The organism is Micromonospora sp. NPDC007220 (genome assembly GCF_040634035.1).
Classification (GTDB): Bacteria; Actinomycetota; Actinomycetes; order Mycobacteriales; family Micromonosporaceae; genus Micromonospora; species Micromonospora reichwaldensis.
This window is the reverse complement of record NZ_JBEYEU010000007.1, coordinates 128,345-151,463: the sequence shown is the minus strand read 5'-3', so window position 1 is coordinate 151,463 and position 23,119 is coordinate 128,345. Positions and strand designations below refer to the sequence as shown.

General features: G+C 72.1%; 19 protein-coding genes and 1 pseudogene. 10 read left to right on the top strand and 10 right to left on the bottom strand.

What is annotated here, in order from left to right; translation table 11 throughout:
• Positions 1 to 27 precede the first annotated feature (27 nt).
• Together dnaN and dnaA are read right to left on the bottom strand one after the other, a co-directional pair.
• Positions 28 to 1,161: a DNA polymerase III subunit beta gene (gene dnaN / locus ABZ573_RS16350; RefSeq protein ID WP_358118812.1), complete on the bottom strand. Its 1,134-nt coding sequence runs from the start codon at positions 1,159 to 1,161 to the stop codon at positions 28 to 30.
• 762 nt (positions 1,162 to 1,923) lie between these two features.
• Entirely contained in the window at positions 1,924 to 3,756 is a 1,833-nt protein-coding gene (gene dnaA / locus ABZ573_RS16345; RefSeq protein WP_327030046.1) for a chromosomal replication initiator protein DnaA, read from the bottom strand.
• A 633-nt stretch (positions 3,757 to 4,389) separates the two neighbouring features.
• Here dnaA and rpmH point away from each other — a divergent pair.
• The 9 genes and pseudogenes from rpmH to ABZ573_RS16300 form a co-directional block, all read left to right on the top strand.
• Positions 4,390 to 4,527, top strand: coding sequence for a 50S ribosomal protein L34 (gene rpmH / locus ABZ573_RS16340; RefSeq protein WP_088959667.1), 138 nt, complete (start codon positions 4,390 to 4,392; stop codon positions 4,525 to 4,527).
• 36 nt (positions 4,528 to 4,563) lie between these two features.
• Complete coding sequence (gene rnpA, locus ABZ573_RS16335; RefSeq protein WP_132235457.1) at positions 4,564 to 4,980, top strand: ribonuclease P protein component; 417 nt, start codon at positions 4,564 to 4,566, stop codon at positions 4,978 to 4,980.
• Positions 4,981 to 5,024: 44 nt separating this feature from the next.
• Complete coding sequence (gene yidD / locus ABZ573_RS16330) at positions 5,025 to 5,264, top strand: membrane protein insertion efficiency factor YidD (protein WP_207914193.1); 240 nt, start codon at positions 5,025 to 5,027, stop codon at positions 5,262 to 5,264.
• 3 nt (positions 5,265 to 5,267) lie between these two features.
• Entirely contained in the window at positions 5,268 to 6,254 is a 987-nt protein-coding gene (gene yidC, locus ABZ573_RS16325) for a membrane protein insertase YidC (RefSeq protein WP_151452754.1), read from the top strand.
• 214 nt (positions 6,255 to 6,468) lie between these two features.
• On the top strand, positions 6,469 to 7,059 hold the full coding sequence (locus ABZ573_RS16320) for a R3H domain-containing nucleic acid-binding protein (RefSeq protein WP_151452753.1): 591 nt from the start codon (positions 6,469 to 6,471) through the stop codon (positions 7,057 to 7,059).
• A 236-nt stretch (positions 7,060 to 7,295) separates the two neighbouring features.
• Positions 7,296 to 8,015 (top strand): 16S rRNA (guanine(527)-N(7))-methyltransferase RsmG, encoded by a 720-nt coding sequence (rsmG, locus tag ABZ573_RS16315; RefSeq protein ID WP_358118941.1) that lies wholly within the window; start codon positions 7,296 to 7,298, stop codon positions 8,013 to 8,015.
• 277 nt (positions 8,016 to 8,292) lie between these two features.
• Positions 8,293 to 9,597 (top strand): AAA family ATPase, encoded by a 1,305-nt coding sequence (locus tag ABZ573_RS16310; protein WP_358118809.1) that lies wholly within the window; start codon positions 8,293 to 8,295, stop codon positions 9,595 to 9,597.
• A 27-nt stretch (positions 9,598 to 9,624) separates the two neighbouring features.
• Positions 9,625 to 10,671 (top strand): ParB/RepB/Spo0J family partition protein, encoded by a 1,047-nt coding sequence (locus ABZ573_RS16305; RefSeq protein WP_358118807.1) that lies wholly within the window; start codon positions 9,625 to 9,627, stop codon positions 10,669 to 10,671.
• Between the two features lie 1,550 nt (positions 10,672 to 12,221).
• Positions 12,222 to 12,815 (top strand): annotated as a pseudogene (locus ABZ573_RS16300) (hypothetical protein); the annotation flags it as partial.
• 329 nt (positions 12,816 to 13,144) lie between these two features.
• Here the strand turns inward: ABZ573_RS16300 and ABZ573_RS16295 are convergent.
• Both ABZ573_RS16295 and ABZ573_RS16290 read right to left on the bottom strand, forming a co-directional pair.
• A complete protein-coding gene (locus ABZ573_RS16295) occupies positions 13,145 to 14,143 on the bottom strand; it encodes a D-alanine--D-alanine ligase (RefSeq protein WP_151452750.1) in 999 nt (332 codons plus the stop codon).
• 7 nt (positions 14,144 to 14,150) lie between these two features.
• Positions 14,151 to 15,464, bottom strand: coding sequence for a PLP-dependent aminotransferase family protein (locus ABZ573_RS16290; protein ID WP_358118804.1), 1,314 nt, complete (start codon positions 15,462 to 15,464; stop codon positions 14,151 to 14,153).
• Positions 15,465 to 15,758: 294 nt separating this feature from the next.
• Between ABZ573_RS16290 and ABZ573_RS16285 the strand changes: the two genes are divergently transcribed.
• Positions 15,759 to 16,424, top strand: a complete 666-nt coding sequence (locus ABZ573_RS16285) for a GNAT family N-acetyltransferase (RefSeq protein WP_132235474.1) — start codon at positions 15,759 to 15,761, stop codon at positions 16,422 to 16,424.
• Between the two features lie 58 nt (positions 16,425 to 16,482).
• On the opposite strand, the gene ABZ573_RS16280 is transcribed toward ABZ573_RS16285, so the two are convergent.
• The 6 genes from ABZ573_RS16280 to ABZ573_RS16255 form a co-directional block, all read right to left on the bottom strand.
• On the bottom strand, positions 16,483 to 17,646 hold the full coding sequence (locus tag ABZ573_RS16280; protein ID WP_151452748.1) for an N-acetylmuramoyl-L-alanine amidase: 1,164 nt from the start codon (positions 17,644 to 17,646) through the stop codon (positions 16,483 to 16,485).
• A gap of 150 nt (positions 17,647 to 17,796) precedes the next feature.
• Entirely contained in the window at positions 17,797 to 18,120 is a 324-nt protein-coding gene (gene trxA / locus ABZ573_RS16275; protein WP_151452747.1) for a thioredoxin, read from the bottom strand.
• Positions 18,121 to 18,152: 32 nt separating this feature from the next.
• Positions 18,153 to 19,106 carry a thioredoxin-disulfide reductase gene (gene trxB / locus ABZ573_RS16270; protein ID WP_327030040.1) on the bottom strand — a complete coding sequence of 318 codons (954 nt, stop codon included), beginning with the start codon at positions 19,104 to 19,106 and terminating at the stop codon, positions 18,153 to 18,155.
• Between the two features lie 177 nt (positions 19,107 to 19,283).
• On the bottom strand, positions 19,284 to 20,396 hold the full coding sequence (locus ABZ573_RS16265) for a hypothetical protein (protein ID WP_358118801.1): 1,113 nt from the start codon (positions 20,394 to 20,396) through the stop codon (positions 19,284 to 19,286).
• Positions 20,393 to 21,157, bottom strand: a complete 765-nt coding sequence (gene sigM / locus ABZ573_RS16260) for an RNA polymerase sigma factor SigM (RefSeq protein ID WP_225852282.1) — start codon at positions 21,155 to 21,157, stop codon at positions 20,393 to 20,395. Before sigM ends, ABZ573_RS16265 begins: the two co-directional genes overlap by 4 nt.
• Positions 21,158 to 21,221: 64 nt before the next feature.
• Complete coding sequence (locus ABZ573_RS16255) at positions 21,222 to 22,826, bottom strand: protein kinase family protein (protein WP_151455435.1); 1,605 nt, start codon at positions 22,824 to 22,826, stop codon at positions 21,222 to 21,224.
• Positions 22,827 to 23,119: the final 293 nt, after the last annotated feature.

Below are 23,119 nucleotides of genomic sequence, written 5' to 3'. Positions count from 1 at the left end.
GTGCGTCGGGGTCTTCTCGGGGTGCGATCAGCGGGAGACGCGGATCGGCATGATGAGGTACCGGTACCCGGGGATGACCTCGCCATCCTCGCTGGCGGGCGAAATCACCGCGGGCTTGAAGGCGTCGACGAACGAGAGCACGGCGAACTGGGCCCCCAGGTTGGTCAGGCCGTCGATCAGGTACTGGGGGTTGAAGCCGATGGTCAGCGGGTCACCGGTGAAGGTGGCCTCCATGGCCTCGCTGGCCCGCGCCTCCTCGGTGCCGCCGGCCTCGACCACCAGGCCGTCGGTGCTGAAGCTGAGCAGCACCGGGGTGGTCCGCTCGGCCACCAGGGCGACGCGCTTGACGACCTCGATCAGGGTGCTGACGGGCACCCGCGCCTCGGCGTTGTGGCTGGCCGGGAAGAGCGAGCGCACGGGCGGGTAGTTCGCGCCGTCGAGCAGCCGGCTGGTGGTGCGCCGGGTGCCGCCCGCGAAGCCGATCATGCCTTCGCCGGCCGCGCCCTGGGAGAGCGCCATGACGACCTGGCCGCCGATCGGGCCGAGGGCCTTGGCGGTGTCGTGCAGGGTTCGGGCCGGCACGAGGGCGTTGACGCTCACCTCGGCGTCGTCCGGGTTCCACTCCATCTCGCGCAGGGCCAGCCGGTAGCGGTCGGTGGCGAGCATGGCCAGCGTGCCGCCGGAGAGCTCGATGCGTACGCCGGTCATCATCGGCAGCGTCTCGTCGCGCCCGGCGGCGATGGCCACCTGCGCGACCGCGGCGGCGAAGGCGGCAGCGTCGACGGTGCCGGTGCTCTCCGGCATCTCCGGCAGGGACGGGTAGTCCTCGACCGGCATGGTGGGCAGGGTGAACCGGGCGCTGCCGCAGACCAGCTCGAGGTGCGCGCCGACGGCGGCGATGTCCACCGGCTTGGCGGGCAGTGCCTTGGTGATCTCGGCCAGCAGCCGGCCGGAGACCAGGGCGGCGCCGTCGGCGTCCCCCTGCACCTCGACGGTCACCTGGCTGGAGACCTCGTAGTCGAAGCCCGAAACCTGCAGGTTGCCGTCGGTGACGCGCAGCATCACGCCGGCGAGCACCGGTACGGACGGCCGGTTGGGCAGGCTCTTCGCGGTCCAGGCCACGGCCTCGGCGAGCGCGTCGCGCTCCACTCGGAACTTCATCAATGCCTCCGCGTCGACGTCAGCGACAACTCTCTCATGCCGACCGCTGCCTACCGACCCGCCTGTCCGTGCGGGTACCCATCGCACCTTAGGGCGCGTGGGCATCGGCTGTGCGCCCGACCCCGTGGACTCCTGGTGCCGGGAGGCCGTCCACGACGGCGTTCCGGCCAATCCACAGGAAGTCCAACGGTGATGATTGGTTTTTGTTCTCTTAGAAGAGATAACTCGTCATCTTCATCGCACCTGTGCAAACTGTGGAGAACCCGCGTTTGCGCAGCTCAGACACGTTATCCACCGGTGGTTTACCTGTGGAGAACCCGGGGTAAAACTCGCGTCCCGGTCCACAGGCGGCCAGCGCCCCCGAGTTGTCCACCGCCGTCCACCGGTTATCCACCGGTTATCCACCGACTTTCTCCCCAGACCTGTGGACAGGCGGAAGCCGCACCGACGGCGTCATCCCCAGAACCTTCAACAGGTTTCCCACAGGTAGATCGTCTTCGGTGGACAACCAACCGGTTGTCCCCAGGCGTCCACAGGCTCGTCCCCAGGGTTTGTCCACAACCTGTGGGTAACTGGGGGGTGGACGGACCGTAGTTTCCCACAGGCTGTGGACAACGAGATGTGGACAACGATCCGGGCGGTGGACGGTCACGGCTCAGATGCTGTGGCCTAGACCATGTCGAGGGTCAAGCCGGGACCGGGTGTGGAGGACGAAAAAGCGCCCGACCGATGGTCCGGTCGGGCGCGTCCGTTAGCCGTCGCTCAGGTGTTCTGCTTGATCCGGTTGGTCAGCTCGGCGATCTGGTTGTAGAGCGACCGGCGCTCGGCCATCTGCTGGCGGATCTTGCGGTCGGCGTGCATGACCGTGGTGTGGTCCCGGCCGCCGAAGGCCTGCCCGATGCGGGGCAGCGACAGGTCGGTCAGCTCCCGGCACAGGTACATGGCCACCTGGCGGGCGTTCACCAGCACCCGGGAGCGGGAGTGGCCGCGCAGGTCCTCCAGGCTCACCCCGAAGTAGTCGGCGGTGGAGACCATGATCTGGTCGGCGGTGATCTCCGGCCCGGCGCCGTCCGGGATGAAGTCCCGCAGCACCTCCTCGGCCAGCGCCAGCTCGACCGTCGAGCGGGTCAGGCTGGCGAACGCCGTCACCCGGATCAGCGCGCCCTCCAGCTCCCGGATCGAGTTCGACACCCGCGAGGCGATGAACTCCAGCACGTCCGGTGGGGCGTAGAGGCGCTCCTGCGCCGCCTTCTTCTGCAGGATCGCGATCCGGGTCTCCAGGTCCGGCGGCTGGATGTCGGCGAGCAGTCCCCACTCGAAGCGGGTACGCAGCCGGTCCTCCAGGGTCGCGAGCTGCTTCGGCGACCGGTCCGAGGTGATCACGATCTGCTTGTTGGCGTTGTGCAGGGTGTTGAACGTGTGGAAGAACTCCTCCTGCGTACGCTCGCGGTTCTCCAGGAACTGGATGTCGTCGATCAGCAGGATGTCGACGTCGCGGTAGCGCCGCTGGAACGCACTGGTCTTGTCGTCCCGGAGCGAGTTGATGAAGTCGTTGGTGAACTCCTCGGTCGAGACGTACCGGACCGAGCGCGCGTTGCCCAGCGTCGTGGCGTAGTGCCCGATGGCGTGCAGCAGGTGCGTCTTGCCCAGCCCCGAGCTGCCGTAGATGAACAGCGGGTTGTACGCCTTCGCCGGCGACTCGGCGACCGCGACGCTCGCCGCGTGGGCGAAGCGGTTGGACGAGCCGATGACGAACGTTTCGAACATGTACTTCGGGTTGAGCCGGTTGCCCCCGCCGTCGGCGCCGGGCATGCGGCGGTCGTCCCGGCCACCGGGCCGGTGATCCGCGCCACCCCGTCCGGGCCCGTTGTCCGTGCCGGTGTCGCGGGGCAGCGCCCGGATCACGTGCTGGTCCCGGGGGGAGACGGCGTCCTCGCGGTAGCGCGGCTCGTACCCCCGGGTGTCGGCGGTCGGCCGGTCCAGCCGGGCTGCCTGCTCGTCGTAGCTCCGGCGCTCGGACGGGTGCCGGAGCGGCCCCGACCGGTCGGGGCGCGGCGGCTCGGCGAAGGCGGTGCTGAACAGGGCCTCCTGCCCGTCCCGGTCGTCCGGCCGGTGCCCGTCGTCGCCCGGCGACGACGTGTCGGGCCGGCGCCGGGGGTGCGCCTGTTCGGGGATGAGCGGCGACTGCCCGGCGTCGTGGTCCCCGCCGTCGCGCTGCCCGGGCAACCCGTCGTAGCCGGCGTCGGCGTAGCCGGGCGGCCCGCCGTCGTGGTCGGCCGGCCCCGGCTCGGGAACACTGCGGTAGACGGTCCCCGCCGGGCGGCCGGAACCGTCGTCGGGCACGCGTACGGTCACCGCGACCTGGATCGGCCGGCCCAGTCGGCGGGTGAGCGCCTCCGTGATCGCCGGGCGCAGGCGGGACTCGATCACGTCCCGGGTGAAGGCGTCCGGGACGGAGAGCAGCGCCGTGTCCTCGACGATGGCCCGCAGCCGGGTCAGCCGCAGGTACGCCCGCTGCTGCGCGGAGATGATCTCGTCGGCGAGCTCGTCGGTCGTTGCTGTCCACACCGCGGCAAGGTCGGTCGTACCGGTCACCGTCGTGCCACCCCCTCGCCTCTGCTCCGCCGACGCCGCCGTCTTCTCCGGTCGGCCGTCCCGGGCCCGCCGCGTACGCGCGGGTGGAACGACACCCACCGGACGGCCGACCGGTCCTCGTCCACAAGTTATCCACAGCCTGTGTACGCACCGATTGTGGCCGCCCGCCGGACGCGGGTCGGACCTGCCCCCTGCCTGAACGGGCGCTGAAGCGGGTTCACCGTGCCGAACGATTCACTACCTTGTCCGGTCTTGCCCGCCGGCGACGACCGGACCTTTCGACGCTGACCGCAATCGGGCACGGTAACAGCGTTGTCGGCGCGCCATCAACCGCCGACGCGCGGCGACCCTCGTCGACATCAGCGAAAACCGCCGCTCCGGTCGCCGGGAGGGCCCGGTGTCCGCCCTGCTGAGGGTGTTTGACGGTCGTTGCCGCCCTGCGTAGGCTGGAACGGCTGCTCTCTCGCCCTCTGCTAGGGTGTTAGGTGCTTGCTGTCCGCGGTCGCTTCCCCGCATCGCCGAGGTTCCGCGCCGCCGGGCAGCACCGATCGGGGGCCACCGCCGAGGTGGCCTGGACCACCACACGATCCCGGCGACCCCTCGCCCGGGGCGTACGAAAACGGAGAGCCTGACGTGAGCAAGCGCACCTACCAGCCGAACAACCGCCGGCGCGCGAAGACCCACGGCTTCCGGCTGCGCATGCGCACCCGTGCCGGCCGCGCCATCCTTTCGACCCGTCGCTCCAAGGGCCGCACCCGCCTGTCGGCCTGAGGCCGACCGGGTCAGGTCCGGGGGACGTGGGCAGTCGTGCTGGCGGCCGCACAGCGACTGCGGCGCAGCACTGACTTCGCCGCAGCGGTCCGGGGTGGTCGACGCGCCGGCCGTGGCGCGGTCGTTGTCCACCTGAGTCTGCCGACAACCCCCGACGCCGCGACAGCAACCTCGCCGGAGCCGGCGCGGAGCAGCGGTGCGGAGCAACCCTCCGCACCGGCCCGCGCCGGCTTCGTCGTGTCCAAGGCCGTCGGGAACGCCGTGGTCCGCAACCGGGTCCGGCGTCGCCTGCGGCACCTGGTCCGCGAGCGGCTGGCGGCTCTGCCCGCGGGAAGCACCCTGGTCGTACGCGCGCAGCCCGCCGCGGCCGACGCCTCGTACCCGCGACTCGGCGCCGACCTGGACGCGGCGATCGTCGCGGCGAAGGCGCCCCGCGGGCGGCGGTCCCGGTGACCAGCGGACCGGCCGAGCCCCGGCCGACGACGATCGGTGCCCGGGTGCTGAGCGGGCCCGTCATCGCGTACCGTCGGTGGATAAGTCCGGCTCTGCCGGCCCGCTGTCGGTTCTACCCGTCGTGCAGTGCCTACGCCCTGGAGGCGGTGGCGGTGCACGGCGCGATCCGGGGAGCTGGCCTGACAGCCCGGCGGCTGTTGCGCTGCCACCCCTTTCACCCAGGTGGACACGACCCGGTGCCGAAGCCGGGCGGCCGCCGCCGCGCCGATGTGACTGGAGCCTGAGAATTGAGTCTCGACTGGATCTACTACGCGATTTCGTGGATCCTGCTGGTCTGGCACGGGGCCTGGGACTTCGTCGGGGTGCCGGATCCGGCGGTGATCGGCACCAACTGGGCCTGGATCCTCGCCATCATCTTCCTGGTGGTCACCGTCCGGGTGATCCTCTTCCCCGTCTTCGTCAAGCAGATCAAGTCGCAGCGGGCGATGCAGGCGCTCCAGCCACAGGTGAAGGCGCTGCAGGAGAAGCACAAGGGTGACCGGGAGACGCTCCAGAAAGAGATGATGGAGCTCTACCGGAAGGAAAAGGCCAACCCGCTCATGGGCTGCCTTCCGATGTTCCTCCAGATTCCCGTCTTCCTGGGCCTCTTCCACGTGCTCCGTCGGCTCAACCCGGACAAGAGCGAGGCCGGTAAGACCCTCTACGGCTGGACGATCAGCCAGTTCGAGAGCGCCTCGTCCGCGAAGCTCTTCACCGCCCCGATCGCCGGCAAGTTCGGCTCCACCGCCGAGGAGCTGACGCGGCTCGGCGCCAACGGCACCACCGTGAAGATCATCGCCGGGATCCTCGTCCTGGTGATGATGGGCACCACCTACCTCACCAGCCGCCAGATGATCCTGAAGACCGGTTGGGCCGAGGACCCGCAGCAGCGGATGATCCAGAAGCTGATGCTCTACGGCATCCCGCTGTCGCTGCTCATCTCCGGTGCCATCTTCCCCATCGGTGTGATCATCTACTGGGTCACCAACAACCTCTTCACCCTTGCGCAGCAGCAGTGGGTGCTGCGGAAGTTCCCGCCGCCGCCCACCGCCACCAGCAAGCCGGGCACCTCGTCCCGCAACCCGGTGCAGCCGGCGAAGACGGGCGGCCTGCTGGGCCGCACCAAGTCGGCCCCCCCGGCCCCGGCCAAGCCGGTCGCGCCGAAGGTCGCCGGCCCCAAGCCGGGCGCCAAGCCGGTCAACCCGAAGAAGGGCCCCGCCAAACGGCAGGGCTGAGAACGTCCGGGCCGCCGTCGGGAGACCGGCGGCGGCCCGTTCCGCACCGCGCAGCCGCCGTACGGCCGGCGCCGGGGCGGAACCGCCGCGCGCGGCGCGGCCACGGGCGAAACTGCCCTACGACAGACGTGCCCGTGGGCACCGGCGACCTCCCGCCGGCCCCGGGAAACCAGCGGACCCGACGGTCCGGCCGAGCGAGTACGGAGATGAGACCGTGACCGACACCAGCACCCCCCGCGCCGACGAGTCCCTGGACGAGGAGGGGACCGAGCCGACCGCGGTGAACGGCGAGACCGAGGAGACCGACGAGGAGTCGGGCACCCGGGAGAAGAAGGCCGTCGGCGAGAGCGAGCTGTTCCGGCAGAGCGAGATCGCGGCCGACTACGTCGAGGGCCTGCTCGACATCCTCGACTACGACGGCGACATCGACGAGTTGGTCTCGGCCGGTCGTCCCGTCGTCGAGGTGGTCGGCGGCCGGCTGCAGAACCTCGTCGGCCAGCGCGGCGCCACCCTGGAGGCGCTCCAGGAGCTCGCCCGGCTGGCCGTCTTCCGGCAGACCGGCACCCCGAGCCGGCTGCTGCTCGACGTCGGCGGCTACCGGGCGACCCGCCGCAAGGAACTCGCCGCCGTCGCCAAGAACGCCGTGGAGAAGGTCAAGGAGCACGGCGAGCCCGTGCGCCTGGAGCCGATGTCCGCGTTCGAGCGCAAGTGCGTGCACGACGTGGTCAACGCGATGAGCGGCGTGGAGAGCGAGTCCGAGGGTGTCGAGCCGAACCGGCGCATCATCGTCCGGCCGGCGGACTGACCCGGGTGACCCACGACGACACCACGGCCGGTGCCGTGGACGGCCCGGGTGGCACGCCGCCCGGGCCGTCGCCTGTCCGGCCCGAGCCGACCGTGACTTCCGACGCCGCGCCGTCGATCGACGCCCCTGAGGGCGCCCCGTCCTCGACCGTCGCCCCTGAGAACGCCCCGTCACCGACTGACACCTCCGAGGACGCCCTGTCCTCGGCCGTGACGGCGGAGGACGCTTCTCCGGCCGTGGCGGTGCTGCCGCCGGAGTTGGCCGCTGCGGCGCGCACCCTCTTCGGCGACCGCCTCGACCTGGCCGCCGCGTACGCCGAACTGCTCGCCACCGACGGCGTGGTCCGCGGCCTGATCGGCCCGCGCGAGGCGCCCCGGATCTGGGATCGCCACCTGCTCAACTGCGCGGCGGTCGCCGAGCGCATCCCGGAGGGCGTGACGGTGCTCGACGTCGGCTCCGGGGCCGGGCTGCCCGGCCTGGTGCTGGCCATCGCGCGACCCGACCTGACGGTGACCCTGATCGAACCGCTCTCCCGGCGCACCTCCTTCCTCATCGAGGCGGTGCAGCACCTCGGGTTGGCGAAGATGGTCCGGGTGTTCCGGGGGCGCGCCGACGAGGCGGCGACCGGGTCGACCGGCATCGGTCCGCTGAGCGGGGACGTGGTCACCGCGCGCGCCGTCGCACCGCTCGACCGGCTCTCGACGTGGTGCCTGCCGCTGGCCGTGCGCGGCGGTCGGCTGATCGCGCTCAAGGGGGCGTCCGCTGCGGAGGAGATCGCCGAGCACGCGCAGACCGTGGCCCGACTCGGTGGCGGTGAGCCCGAGGTGCACCGCTGCGGCGAGGGAGTGATCGACCCGCCGACGACGGTGGTGGAGATCGTGCGGGAGCGGATGATCGGACCGGCCCGGCCGAAGGCCGCGAAGAGCGCTCGCGGCGGCCGCTCCCGGCGGCGGTGAGTCCCTCTCGGACACCCACGCGGGATGTCCGCCTACCGGCTTCCCGGCCGGCGGTTGCGTCGTTGAACCGGTACGGGTGGACGGAAGGATGAGAACCCGACGTGGACCGGTCGCGCCCGTGAGCCGTAGGCTGGCTGCGCGTCGATAGTGTGGAGCGGGCGGCAACGGACGTTCACCGGTCCCGCCGCTCCCGCCGGGCCGTACGCTCCGCGGTGCGATCGCGTACGGCCAGTTGACGGGGTGCGGACCGACCATCCGAAGCGGGCAGGGATGACAGGTGCATGACGACGGAAGGTACGACGATCCACGCGTGACGGGGCCAGCGGGCGACCCCGTTTCACGTGAAACCGACCACCCGAGCTGGTCGCCCGACGGGCCGACGAACCCGCCGCAGGACGGGGACGCGGCCGTTCGGTCGGGCGGCGCCGAGCCGGACGTGCCGGAGCCTCCGGCGATCCGCGCCACGGCCGACGTACCGCGGGCCGGCAATTCGGCCGGCGGCCGGGTGGTTGCCGTCCGGCGCAACCCGTCGGCCTCGGCGCGGTTCGAGTCCGCCGTGCCGCAGCAGCCCACCCCGGACTCCGTGCCGGACGCGACTCCCGAACCCGTTCCCGTCACCGACCCGTTCGCGCCCCCGGCCGGCTCCCCCGGAGCCACCGTCGCCGAGGCCGCGTACGTTTCACGTGAAACCCCGACGCGCGAAGAGGATGACCCACCGTTGGCTATGGAGGCGATGCGCGCCGTGCAGATCCTTAATCCGAGTGGCGAGGTGACGATGCCTCGCCCGAAACGGACCCGGGTCATGTGCGTCGCGAACCAGAAGGGCGGCGTGGGAAAGACCACGACCACGGTCAACCTTGCGGTGGCGCTAGCCCTGCACGGCAACCGGGTGCTGGTGGTCGACCTGGACCCGCAAGGTAACGCCTCCACCGGGCTGAACGTCCCGCACCACACCGGTGTGCCGGACGTCTACGACTGCCTCATCAACAGCGTGCCGCTGGAGGAGGTCGCCCAGGGCGTCGAGGGGATCCCCAACCTCTGGTGCGTACCGGCGACGATCGACCTCGCCGGCGCGGAGATCGAGCTGGTGTCGGTGGTGGCCCGCGAGTCCCGGCTGGCCCGGGCGATCGCCGCCTACCCCGGCCACTTCGACTACGTCTTCATCGACTGCCCGCCCTCGCTCGGCCTGCTCACGGTCAACGCGCTCGTGGCCGCGCAGGAGGTGCTCATCCCGATCCAGTGCGAGTACTACGCGCTGGAGGGGCTGAACCAGCTGATCAACAACATCAACCTGGTGCGCCAGCACCTGAACCCGAAGCTCGACGTCTCCACCATCCTGCTCACCATGTACGACCGGCGCACCCGGCTGGCCGACGCCGTCGAGCAGGACGTGCGGAACCACTTCGGCGACAAGGTGCTCCAGGCAGTCATCCCCCGCAACGTCCGCGTCTCGGAGGCACCCAGCTACGGCCAGTCGGTGATGACCTACGATCCGGGATCGCGGGGGGCGACGAGCTACTTCGAAGCCGCCCAGGAGATCGCCGAGCGTGGCGTCAAGGAGCCGGTGGGCCGGAATGCGTAGTGCGGAACAGTCGCTGGGAGGCGTGGCATGAAGAACCGTCCTCGGGGCGGTCTGGGGCGAGGCCTGGGGGCGCTCATCCCGACCGGGCCGGCGCCGACCGCCGTAGTTGAGCCGACCACCGCAGAGGAGTCGCCAGCTCCCGTGGAGGCGGCTGCTGACACTGCCGCGGCTGCGTCGGCGGGACCGATGCCGGCCGTGGCGATCCCACCGGTGGTGGCGCAGCCCGAGCCGCAGGCCGAGCTCAGCCCGGTGCCGGGTGCCCGGTTCGCCGAGATCCCGGTCGACGCCATCGTGCCGAACCCGAAGCAGCCGCGTCAGGTCTTCGACGAGGACGCCCTGGAGGAGCTGAAGACCTCCATCCAGGAGGTCGGCTTCCTCCAGCCGATCGTCGTACGACAGCTCGACGACGAGAAGTACGAGCTGGTCATGGGTGAGCGGCGCTGGCGTGCCGCGCAGGCCGTCGGGCGGGAGAACATCCCGGCGATCGTCCGGGACACCCACGACGACGCCATGCTCCGGGACGCGTTGCTGGAGAACATCCACCGGGCGAATCTGAACCCGCTGGAGGAGGCTGCCGCGTACCAGCAACTGCTGGACGAGTTCGGCGCCACCCACGAGGAGCTCGCCCGGCGCATCGGGCGGAGCCGGCCGCAGATCTCGAACACCATCCGGCTGCTCAATCTGCCCGCGCAGGTCCAGACCCGGGTCGCCGCAGGGATCCTCTCCGCCGGGCACGCCCGTGCGCTCCTGAGCCTCGACGAGGCCGAGGCGCAGGAGCAGCTGGCGCGCCGGATCGTCGCCGAGGGGATCTCGGTCCGCGCGACCGAGGAGATCGTCGCGCTGGCCCTGAGCGACGGTACGAGCAAGAAGGAGACGGCCAAGCGTCGTCCGAAGCCGCATGCTCCCGCACTGACGGATCTCGCCGACCGCCTCTCCGACCGGTTCGACACCCGCGTGAAGGTGGACATCGGCCGGAGCAAGGGCAAGATCACCATCGAGTTCGCAACGGTCGACGACCTGGAGCGGATCGTGGACCTCATCGGCGTCGGTCAGGAAGAGGAGCCGGAGGCCTGACCCCGGTCGGCGGTCCTGCGGGACAACGCCGCCGCGTTGCGCGACGGGGCTCGGCGTCACGATCGGGCCCAGCGTCGTTGCGAATGGCACCACTGCCGGCCGCGTGATCCCGGATCACGCGGCCGTTGCATGTGCTGCGGGTTGCGCATCCTCGATCAGCGCGTTCAGAGGATCCGGGCGGGTGGCGGCGTTTCACGTGAAACCCGGGATCGGGTCAGGGCGGTTCTTGAGCCGCCTCGACCGTTTCACGTGAAACCGGCCGGGCCTGCGATCTGCGAAGCGGTGGGTGGGCAACGGCGAGGGCGGGACCCTGAGCCCGGAGGAGCCTGACCGGATCCAGAACCTGCCGCGCCCCTCGGTGAGCCGGTGGCGGAAACGCCGCCGAGGAAACCACAGCCGAGTCACCGACGATCCTCAGTGCCTGCGCCAGCGCCCTCAGCGCGCGTTGAGGGCGCTGGCGCTGGTATCGGTACCCGCAGGGCTGGGCCCGCTCGACAGGGCCGCTCAGCGCCGCGAGAGGGCGGGGGGAGTCGACCCTCCCATCGCTACCAGGCCCGGCATCGGCACCTCCTCGCTGACGCGGGAGGTGCCCGCTCAGTGCCCTGCCCGGCCGGCCGGGTTGTCCTGGCCGTTCCGTTGCGTGGCTGACTCCTTGTCTCAGCGGTTCCAGGCTTCTCGGTCTCCCGGCCTCTTCACCCTCCCCGCCCGGCAGCCCGGACGCGTCCTGCGTCGAGTGTCAGCCGGCATCCATGTGGCCACGGCCGCTGCGGACACGCGTGGGTCGATGCTGCCGCCGTCCACCGCGTTCGGATGGTCGCTCGGCGGTTGCTGCCTGACCGATCAGGACTGGCCCGTCCCTACCTCCGTCCGTTCACCCCTCCGCTCCCAGGCCCCCTCCGGACAGGCTGCACACGATGCACCCTCCCACCGCACCGAACCGGCGTGGATGACAACCGGTCATGACGCTCGTCGAACTATGCGGGCACGCCGATGAGTGCCTTCCGCCGCCACACGCCGGCCCGCGCCTCCGATCGCCTGCCGCCCTGCGCGGGGCGCGGTCCGCGGGCGGCGCAGCACTGGCCGGGGTTCGGTGCATGTCGCGCTGCGGAAGCGGTGGACGGCCCAGGTCGTTCGCGTGGCGACGACCTGGGACAGCGGGGACAAGATCCTGAAGGCAACGGTGAGTCCGAACCACGGCGATGCCGACCACGGCGTCCAACGGCGGCGGGAGCGATGACGGAACCCACCCGACGTGCCTCCGTTTCACGTGGAACCGACGACTCCACCCCGGCGGAGGATCCGTGCTCCCGTGCCCGAAAGTTATCCACAGGGGTTATCCACAGGCGCCCTCGTTTCACGTGAAACCCCGCGTGAAATGGGGTGACAGCCTGTGGATGACGGCCTGTGTCCGGCGTCTCATCAACCTGTGGGCGCCTGTGGATACCTGTGGACAGAGCCACTCTCGGTCCTCCCGTCATGGCTGAACTGGGGCCGTCCGGCCGATCGTTCGGGTAGGGACAGCGGTGCCGAGACCGGTTAGTGTCAGCGTCGTGCACGACACCCCTCCCTCCGTTCCGGACTTCACCCAGTGGCCGTCCTTTCCCTTCGAGGGCGACCTTCGTGTCAAGCAACTCGATGACCCGGTCCCGGTCGAGCCGCCGCGCAAGGGCGAGGGAAACCGGGACTGCACCGCCTGCAACGCCCCCGACGACGCCTACATCTGGGTGGGTGAGCGATGGCGGGTACGCGCCATGGACCGCCCTACCGGGCTGCCGATGGTGCTGATCCTGGAATCCCGCTCGCATCTCGACCTCGGCGACCTGCCGAATCTGCTCGCCGCCGAACTGGGCGTGATGACCGTACGGCTGGAGCGGGCCATCCGGTCCCTCGACGGGGTCGCCCGGGTGCACGTCAACCGCTGGGGCGACGGCTCGGCGCACCTGCACATGTGGTTCCTCGCCCGGCCCTACGGTCAGCTCCAGCTGCGGGGGACCTTCCTCTCCCTGTGGGACTCGATCCTGCCGCCCATCTCCGAGGCGCGGTGGCGGGAGAACCTGGCCATGGTTGCCGCCTGGCTGGCGGAGTTCGGGGGCCGACCGCTGGCGGAGCCACCGCGCATCCAGTGGCAGGCGCCTTCCAGCTTCACCGGGCAGCCCCCGGCGGAAGACGCTCCGGCGGAGGGCGAAGCGGTGTCCGTGATCGAGTCCGCCGAGGAGACCCCGCCGGCGCAGGAGTCGGAGGGCGAGGCGTCCCCCGCGGACGCCGGACGGTCGGGCAGCCAGCCGTAGAACCGGCGCGGCCACCCGAGGAATTACCTCCGGGTGGCCGCGCAGCGGACAGCCCGGCCAGCGCGGCGAGCCAGGTGGTCACCGCCAGTCCGGACAGCGAGGCGGCGGACCGGACGGGGCGACGGCCGGCGGCGGCACCTCACCGCCGAACCCCCGTCCGGAAGGTGGGCCGGTGGACCGGTCGGTCAGGGGTGGCGGGCTGCGGCGCGGGCCACCAGGGTGCCGACCATCCTGCCGAAGTCGAGACCGGCGGCCTGGACCGCGAGCGGCAGCAGTGAGGTCTCCGTCATCCCCGGTGAGACGTTGACCTCCAGCACGTGCGGCTGGCCGGCTGAGTCCACGATCAGGTCGACGCGGCTCAGGTCGCGCAGCCCGAGCGCGGTGTGCGCGGCCAGCGCGACGTCGGCCACCGCACCGGCCACCGCCGGCTCCAGCCGGGCGGGGGTGTGCCAGGTCGTCCGGCCGGCGGTGTAGCGGGCGGCGTAGTCGTACACCCCGTTGCGGGGCACGATCTCCACCGCGGGCAGGGCGCGCGGCCCGTCGCCCAGGTCGACCACCGAGACCGCCACGTCCATGCCGGGCACGTACCGCTCGACCAGCGCCGTGGGGTCGTACGCGAAGCAGCCGACCATCGCGGCCGGCAGGGACGCGGCGTCCCGGACCACTGCGGCGCCCAGCCCCGAACCGCCCTGGGCGGGCTTCACCATGAGCGGCAGCCCCAGCCGCTCGACGATCCGGTCCAGCACTGCCACGGCGCCCAGCTCGGAGAACCGGTCGTGCGGGAGGGCGACCCAGTCCGGGGTCGGGATGCCCGCCTCGCGGAGCACCGCCTTGGCCGAGGGCTTGTCCCAGGCGAGCCGTGACGTGCGGGCGTCGCACCCCACGTACGGGACGCCGCAGAGGTCGAGCACGCCACGCAGCGATCCGTCCTCGCCGGTGGCGCCGTGCAGGGCGATCACGACGGCGTCCGGCGGATCGGCGCTCAGGGCCGGCAGCAGCGCCACGTCGGCGTCCCGCAGCTCGGCGTCCATCCCGACCGCGCGCAGCGCGTCGAGCACCCGGCGACCGGACCGCAGCGAGACGTCACGTTCGTAGGAGAGCCCGCCGGCGAGCACCAGCACCCGCAGGTCGGCGGTGACGGCGGAGTCGGTCACGACGGAACGGTCGGCAGCGGTGGGAACCATGCCGGAATCATGCCAAGTCGGGTCCCGGCGTGTCCGCGCCGGCCTGCCCGCGCCGCGCTCCGGGGCGGCCGACCGTGCCGAAGACCCGCCGCATGGCGATGTCCTGCTCCATCACGCCGGCCAGCCGGCGCACGCCCTCGCGGATCCGCTCCGGGGACGGGAACGAGAAGTTGAGCCGCATGTTGCCGGTGCCGGTGCCGTCGGCGTAGAAGCCGGTGCCCGGGACGTACGCCACCCGGGCGGCGATGGCCCGGGGCATCATCGCCTTGGAGTCGAGGCCGTCGGGCAGGGTCGCCCAGACGAAGAGGCCGCCGGCCGGCGTCGTCCACGTAGTGCCGGCGGGCATCAGGTCGTCCAGCGCGGCGAGCATCGCGTCGCGCCGTTCCCGGTAGACCTCGCGGTAGACCTTGAGCTGCTCGCGCCAGGGCATGGTGCCGAGGTAGGTGGAGACGGCGGCCTGCGCGTAGCCGCTCGGGCAGAGGATCTGCGCCTCGCTGGCGATGACCAGCTTGTCGCGGACGGCGTGCGGCGCGAGGATCCAGCCGACCCGCAGGCCCGGGGCGAAGGTCTTGGAGAAGGTGCTGAGGTAGAAGACCCCGTCGCGCCGCCGCGCGCGCAGCGGCGCCGGCGCGTCGCCCTCGAAACCCAGCTGACCGTACGGGTCGTCCTCGACCACCAGCAGGCCGGCGCGCTCGCAGATGTCGAGCACCCGCTCCCGCCGCTGCTCGGTCAGCGTCACGCCGGTCGGGTTCTGGTAGGTCGGGATGGTGTAGAGGAACTTGACCCGCCGGCCGGCGCGCGCCTGCTCGGCGATGGCCGCCTCCAGCGCCTCCGGGACCAGCCCGTCGTCGTCCATCGGCACGTGCACGACCTGCGCCTGGGCGGCCTGGAACACCCCGAGCGCGCCGACGTAGGTCGGGCCCTCGGCGAGCACCACGTCCCCGGGGTCGAGGAAGAGTCGGGCCACCAGGTCGAGGGCCTGCTGCCCGCCCACGGTGACCACCACGTCGTCCGGGGAGGCGCCGCAGGCGGCGTCGATGCCGGAGAGCGCCATCACCTCGCAGATCCGCTCGCGCAGCTCCAGGGTGCCCTGGCCGATGCCGTACTGGAGGGTGGTGGCGCCGTGTTCGGCGCCGAGCCGGCCGAGCATCTCGCCGACCGCGTCGAGCGGCAGCGCCGCGATGTAGGGGGCGCCACCGGCGAGCGAGACCACCTCCGGCCGACTGGCCACCGCGAAGAGCGCACGGATCTCCGAGGCGGTCATGCCCCGTACGCGGCGGGCGTACCGGTCGGTGTAGTCGTCGAGCGTCGTGCCGGTCATGACATCACCTCGATGGCTGCTCGGGTGGCTCCCGCCCCGGCGTACCCGGGACACCTGCGACCATGGCGACGCGGGACGCCGAGTGTCGATCCTAGTCGCCGTCTGCCAGGGGCGTAACCGCGAAGTGACCGGCGTCCACATCGCGGACCCCGGCCGGCGCCCCGGAAGGAGAGGCATTCGCGAGTCCCCTCCCGCAGCGTCCGTTTGCGGCGTACGATCGCTCGTCGGGGGCAGGTAGGCGGTGTTGTCGTTCCGTGCCGGTCTCACCTCCGAGCCTAATGTGGGGATACACCAATGTCGCGACGTCTGGTCAGCTTGACCCTCGACACCCTGGAGGACCTGCCCCGCCCGTGCCGGCAGTGCGTCTACTGGGAGCTTGATCCGGTCTCGGCGGACCGGGCCTGTGCCGCGGGCGACCCGGGGCTGGAGAAGGAGGCCTGGGTCTCGCAGACGCTGCTGGAGTGGGGCTCCTGCGGCAAGCTCGTCTACGTCGACGGCATGCCGGCCGGCTTCGTCCTGTACGCCCCGCCGGCCTACGTGCCCCGCTCGATGGCCTTCCCCACCTCCCCGGTCTCCGCCGACGCCGCGCTGCTGATGACGGCCAACGTGGTGCCCGCCTTCGCCGGCGGCGGGCTGGGCCGGATGCTGGTCCAGGGCGTCGCCCGGGACCTCACCAAGCGCGGCATCAAGGCGATCGAGGCCTTCGGCGACGCCAAGTTCGGCGACGCGGCCGACCCCGCCGGCGCCTGCGTCGCCCCGGCCGACTTCTTCCTCTCCGTGGGCTTCAAGACGGTCCGCCCGCATCCGCGCTTCCCCCGCCTGCGGCTGGAGTTGCGTACCGCGTTGAGCTGGAAGTCCGACGTCGAGTACGCGCTGGAGAAGCTGCTCGGCTCGATGAGCCCCGAGACGCTGCTCCGCCCGGTCCGTCCGGCCCCGGCCACCCGCTCGACGGCCGGCTGATCCCGCGCCGGCGCGTCCGGCCCCGGCGGCGGAGTCCGGTCGGGAGTCGGCAGGCGCCTCAGTCGACGACCGTGCCGGCGGCCACCACCGCCCGCAGTGCGCTCACGTCGATCGAGCCGGTGGGGACGTCGCGCTCGACGGGGAAGTACATGCGCTGCACGGCGGCGACGACGGCCTCCACCACCCTGTCCCGGAACCGGGGGTCGACCAGTCGGGCCCGGTCGGTGGGCGAGGTGAGGTAGCCGACCTCGACGCGTACGGCCGGCATCCGGGTCAGCCGGAGCAGGTCCCACGCCTTCGCGTGCGTACGACAGTCGCGCAGCCCGGTGCGGGCGACGATCTCCCGCTGCACCAACCCGGCCAGCCGCTCCCCGGTCGCCGAGGTCACCCCGTTGTCGGTGCCGTAGTGGTAGGTCGCCACCCCCTCGGCCTCCGGGTTGACGTGCTCGTCTACGTGCAGCGAGATGAACACGTCGGCGCCGAGCGAGTTGGCCAGCTCCGCCCGGTCGACGTCGGGCAGGCAGTCCTCCTGGGCCGGCCCACGGGTGAGCTGCACCCGGACGCCCGCGGCGGCGAGCCTGCCCTCCAACCGGCTGGCCAGGTCGTACACGAGATCCGCCTCGGTCCACCGCAGCGATCCGTCCGGCACCACCACGCCCGGGTCGGTGCCCCCGTGCCCGGGGTCGATGACGACGGTCCGGCCCACCAGCGCCGGGCCGGACTGCCGGATGGCGTCGGACTCGCGCAGCCACTGCGGCCGCCCGCCGACGACCTTGCGGCCGAGCCGGCGCAGCGCGTTCATGGTGTGCGGACCGCACGAGCCGTCGGGCGTCAGCCCGACCTCGCGCTGGAACTGGGCGACCGCCCGGGAGGTCCGTACGCCGTAGATGGCGTCCGCGCGCCCGACGTCGTACCCCATCTCCAGCAGCCGCTCCTGGAGCGAGCGGACGTCCTCACCGGTGAGCGGCTCCGGAACCGCGTGGTAGAGCGTGCGGGCGCCCAGCCGCCAGCGGGCGGCGTCCAGGGCCCGCCAGGTCTCCGCACCGACCCGGCCGTCCACGCTGAGCCCACGCGACTGCTGGAAGGCCCGCACGGCCCGTTCGGTGTGCGTGTCGAACTCGTCGGCGCCCGGTGCCGTCGGGACGAGCAGGTCGAGGCCGGTCAGCACCGTACGGATCTCGGTCACCGCGGGTCCACGGTCACCGGGTCGGATCGGACGCACGCACGACCCCCTCTGCACGGACGGTTGCTGGCCGGGCGGCCCCCGCTTGAGGCTATGCGTTCCGGGGGCTCCGGGTGCCCCACGTCGGGAAAAACGCGTCGACCCCGTGCCCGGCGGACCGGGTACGGGGTCGACGCGCGTCGGTGCTGCTCAGAGCGCCGATTCGATGAGCCTGACGAGCTCGCCCTTCGGCTTGGCGCCGGCGATCGACTGCACCGGCTCGCCGTTCTTGAAGACGGTGAGGGTGGGGACCGACATCACCCGGTAGGTGCGGGCGGTCTCCGGGTTCTCGTCGATGTTGAGCTTGACGATGGTGACCTGGTCGCCCATCTCGCCGGCGATCTCCTCCAGCAGCGGAGACACTTTGCGGCACGGGCCGCACCACTCGGCCCAGAAGTCCACCAGAACCGGCTTGTCGGACTTCAGCACGTCGGCGGCGAAACTCGCGTCGGTGACCGACTTCGTTGCTCCCACTATGACCCTCCTCCGGGATGTGTTTCGGTTGTTCAGCCCTGCAGCGTGGCGATGAAGCGCTCGGCGTCCAGCGCGGCGGCGCAGCCGGTGCCGGCGGCGGTGATCGCCTGCCGGTACGTGTGGTCCACCAGGTCGCCGGCGGCGAAGACCCCGGGCACGCTGGTCCGGGTGCTGGGCGCCTGGACCTTCACGTAGCCCTCGTCGTCCATCTCCACCTGCCCCCGGAAGAGCTCGCTGCGCGGGTCGTGACCGATGGCCACGAAGACGCCGGTGACGTCGAGGACCTTGGACTCGCCGGTGTGCGTGTTGCGTACCCGCACCCCGGAGACCTTGCCGTCGTCGCCGAGGATCTCCTCGACCGTGGTGTTCCACTCGACCTTGATCTTGTCGTTGCTCAGTGCCCGCTCGGCCATGATCTTGCTGGCCCGGAAGGAGTCCCGGCGGTGGATGATGGTGACCGAGTCGGCGAACCGGGTGAGGAAGCTGGCCTCCTCCATCGCCGAGTCACCGCCGCCCACGACCACGATGTGCTGGTTGCGGAAGAAGAAGCCGTCACAGGTCGCGCAGGACGAGACGCCGTGGCCCAGGTACTCCTGCTCGCCGGGCACGCCGAGCGGACGCCACGCGGAGCCGGTGGAGAGGATGACCGCCCTGGCCCGGTAGGCGGTCTGGCCCACCCAGACGGTGCTGACGGCGTCGGAGCCCACGCTGCCGGTGTCCTTCAGCTCGACCCGCGTCACGTCGTCGGTGAGGAACTCCGCGCCGAACCGCTCGGCCTGCTTGCGCATGTTGTCCATCAGCTCGGGGCCGAGGATGCCGTCGGCGAAACCGGGGAAGTTCTCCACCTCGGTGGTGGTCATCAGCGCACCGCCGGACTGCACGCCCTCGATGATGAGCGGCTTGAGGTTGGCGCGCGCCGCGTAGACCGCCGCCGTGTAACCGGCTGGCCCGGAGCCGATGATGATCAGGTTGCGGACCTCGTCCACTGCCGTCTCCCGATTGTGTTGTTCGCCATCGGCGCGCACCGATGCCGATCCGATGCCGACGCCGCTCGGTGCCGGCACTTCGATGTGCAGAACGTCATCGTACGAACCGGGGATTCCCGAGCCGGTCATCCGGTGGGTCAGGTCACGTGGACGGCCAAACGGCCGGTGACCGCGAATTCACCCTACCCGCGTGCGGTAGCGGCTGTCCGAGCCGGACCCGGGCACACCGCATTCCGGCCCGCTCGCCCAGGCCCAGTGCGCTCCCGTGGCGTCGGTGAAGCGCACGATCAGCGCCGGACGCCCCTGGAACCGGGCGTAGTCGACCACGTCGACCACCAGCGGACCGTTGCCGTGCTCGGCCTTGATCTCAGCGATGCAGGCGCCCAGCGCGGCGGGGTCGGTGAGCCGGTCGAGCCCGGTGACGGAGCCGGGCAGCCGCCCGCCCTCCGCCTGGACGCCGGGCTGCTCCCCGGGCGGGCCGCCGGTGAACGGCCGTGCCTTCGGCGACGACGGAAGGGCGGCCAGGGACTCCTGCGTGTAGTCCGTTCCGCTGCGCACCGACGGCTCGCCGGCGATCCGGAAGGGCGTGGCGGCGGGGGCGGCGTCCTCACGGTTCGTCGTCGCGGGCAACGCCGTGTCCGCGGCGCCGCCCATCTGCTGGTCCCTGGTGAGCTGGTCGACGCCGAGCCCGACCGCCGCGATCGACACGGCGGCCAGCGCGACCGGCCCGGCCAGCCGGGACCAGCGGCGCCGTCGTCGCCCGGGCCCGGTGGCCCCGCTGCGGCCCGGCTCCGACCGGGGTACGCCGGCAGGACGTCTCCCGGACCCGCCGAGCGGCTGTGCCGGCACCGCCCCGATGCCCGTTCTGACCGTTGGTTGACCCTCCGCCGGCCGTTCCTCGGCGGACGTCGCGTCGTCCCCCGCCCCCCGGCCGCCCGGCTCAACCCGGCCGGGCCCCGACCGGCCCGGCTCGGATCGGCCCGGACCTGCGGAGTCCGCAATGGCGAGGTCGGACGTGGTGCCGGGGTCGGACGCCGTGGCGTGGGCCAGGGCGGCAACGATCCGGTCGGTGACGTCGGCCGGCATCTCGGGTGCGGACGCGCCCCAGGTGGCCAGGTCCGCGTGGACGTCCGCCACGGCCGGGGCCAGCAGCGCGTACGCCTGCGCCCAGCCGGGGTCCTCGTCGACCAGTCGGGCGACGAGATCCTCGTCCGGGGTGCCGTCCAGCGCCCCGCCGAGGTAGTCGGCGAGCAGGTCGTGGTCGACCTCCCTGTACCCCCCGGCAGTCACGCGTCCTCCTGGTGGAGATCCCGCCGGGACCGTCCCGACCCCGATCGGACGCCCTCGGGCGACCGCGGGTTCCCTCGGGTGACGGCCGGCACGTTCGGGCCCGTCGCCGGGGCCGGCTCCGCCCGCTGCGGGGTGGCCTGCGGCTCCGTCTTCTGCCTGGCGGGGCGCAGGTGCCCGAGCTGTGTCGCCAGGCGGGCCCGGCCCCGGGCGCACCGGCTCTTGACCGTCCCCTCGGCCACGTCGAGGATCCGGGCCACCTCGGCCACGGGGTAACCCTGCACGTCGACCAGGATCAGCGCCGCCCGCTGCTCGGGCGGCAGATCGGCGAGTGCCTGCCGGACCACGAGCGCCGTGTCGTGGTCCTGGACGGGTGCCGCCGGCTCGACGCCCCCGGTGCCGGAATCGGTGTCCCGGACGCCGTCCGGCAGCGGCACCGTCGGGTGCGCCTGGCGGCGGCGGATCCGGTCCAGGCACGCGTTCACCACGATCCGGTGCAGCCAGGTGGTGACCGCCGAGTCGCCCCGGAACCGCCCGGCGGCGCGGTGGGCGGAGAGCAGGGCGTCCTGGAGGGCATCGGCGGCCTCCTCGCGGTCGCCAAGCGTACGCAGGGCCACCGCCCAGAGCCGGTCCCGGTGCCGGTGGAAGAGCTCGGCGAAGGCGTGCGGGTCGCCGGCCACGTGGGCGTGCAGGAGATCGAGGTCCGCCGGCCCGGACGGTGGCACCGACGACGAGACCGGCGGACCCGCCGGTCCACCGGTCACCCGTTCGCCGCGTACGCCCATCACCACGTCCGGCGGATGCGGTGCCCGGAGCGCGGTGGCCGCCTCACGACCCCTGGACCGTGATCTCCTGGACGCCGAGCTTGTAGCCGCCGTCGCTCGACGGCAGCTCGGTGATCCAGAACAGCAGGTAGCGGTACTTCTGGTCGGCGTTGAAGCCGTTGAAGGTCATCTTGGTGCCCTCGTGCTCCTCGAACGGCTGGCCGATCGCGGTCTTCCTGTAGTCCGCGAAGAGCTGGGCGTCCCCGGAGGACGACGACGGCCGGTCGGTGGTGCCGGCGTAGAGCTGGGCGGAGGCGCCCCGGGCGGACAGGAGCACCTGCACGGACTTGACCGTGTGCTCGCCGCCGAGATCGATCCAGACGCCCATGCCCTTCTTGAGGTTGCCGAAGTTGGCGCGCCCCCGGTAGGTCTGGGTCTCCCAGCCCTCGTCCTCGTCCCCGTCGTACACCTTGTCGGCGTTGCGGACCTCGGTCCGGTCGCCCTCCGGGTCGATGATCCGGGCGGTGCTGATCTTCAGCGGCCCGGCCGTGATGGCGGCCGGGGTGGCGTCGCCGGCGGGCGCGTTCGACGAGGGCGCCGCGACCGGGTTGGTCTGTGGGTCGTCGTCACCGCCGCCCAGGGCGGTGATGCCGATCAGCAGGCCGACCAGCGCGACCGCCAGCAGGCTGGCGATGCCGATCGCGACCTTGCGTCCGCCGGCGGCGGCGAGCGGCGACGGCTCCTCGCCGGTGTCGGCCGCGAAGCGCAGCGGGCCGGCGCTGTCGAGGAACTGCTCGTCGGCCGGCACGTCCAGCCGGGCCAGCTCGGCCGCGAGCACGTCCGACGAGGGCGGCTCGATCTCGGCGTCCAGCAGGTCCATGGTGAGGTCGTCGAGGTACGCCGGCACGCCCGCCCGCACCTGCCGGGGGGCGGCGATCGCGCCGGCCGCGTCGCGTACGGCGTCGGGGATGGCGGCCCGGCCGTGGCCGGCGGTGGCGCCACGCAGCGGGGCCTCGGCGTGCGGCCAGTGCCCGGTCAGGGCGAAGTAGAGGACCCCGCCGATCGCGCGGACGTCGCTCTGCTGGCTGTCGGCGCCGTCGGTGCGCGCGTCGGCCAGCACCACCCGGCCGTCGTCACTGATCATCACCGTGCCGGGGTGGACGTTGCCGTGCACCATGCCGGTGGCGTGCACGGCGGCGAGGGCGCTGGCGACCGCGTTGCCGATGGTGGTGGCGCGCGCCGGGTCCATCGGCCCGTCGGTGACCAGCTCGCGCAGCGACTGCCCGTCGACCCACTCCCGCACCACGTACGCCCGCTCGGCCTCGTCGATCGCGTCGTAGACGCCGACCAGGTTGGGGTGGATGACACGGCTGGCCGCGACGGCGCCCTGGAGCATCTCGGTGGCCGAGTCGCCACCCGGGTAGCGCAGCACGACCGCGACGGGACGGCGCAGGATGACGTCGACCCCGCGCCAGACCAGCCGACCCGCGCTGTCGTTGTTGATGTGCTCGACCAGCTCGTAACGCTCGGCGAGGATCTCACCGGCCGTGGGAGCACCGAAGGTCATGACCTGAGGAGCGCTCTCCTCCGCCTCCTGACCTTCGCCGACCTGGGTCACCCGTCCTCCCTCGGTGATCGTGTCGATCGATGGACCCGCGCTGCTGGGCATGTGGCTTCCCGCTCTGCCTTCGAAGGAACCGGCCGACCGGTGTCGACGCGGAGCGCCGGCGCCTGCCGTACCCGTCGAGAGCGACCTTACCCGGGTTGGCCGTCTCCCCGACATGTCATCTTCGCGCCGCTCCCGGGCCGAGCTGCCGGCAGGCGGCCGACTTGTCCGGTTGCTCCCGTTGTCAGCCACGTTGCTGGCACATGTACTGGCCAATCTAGAGGTTGGCCGCAAGCGTCCGCAGGGAGGGGGCCGGCCGTTGCGGCGACCGCGCCGACGCAGCCGGGTTCCCCCCG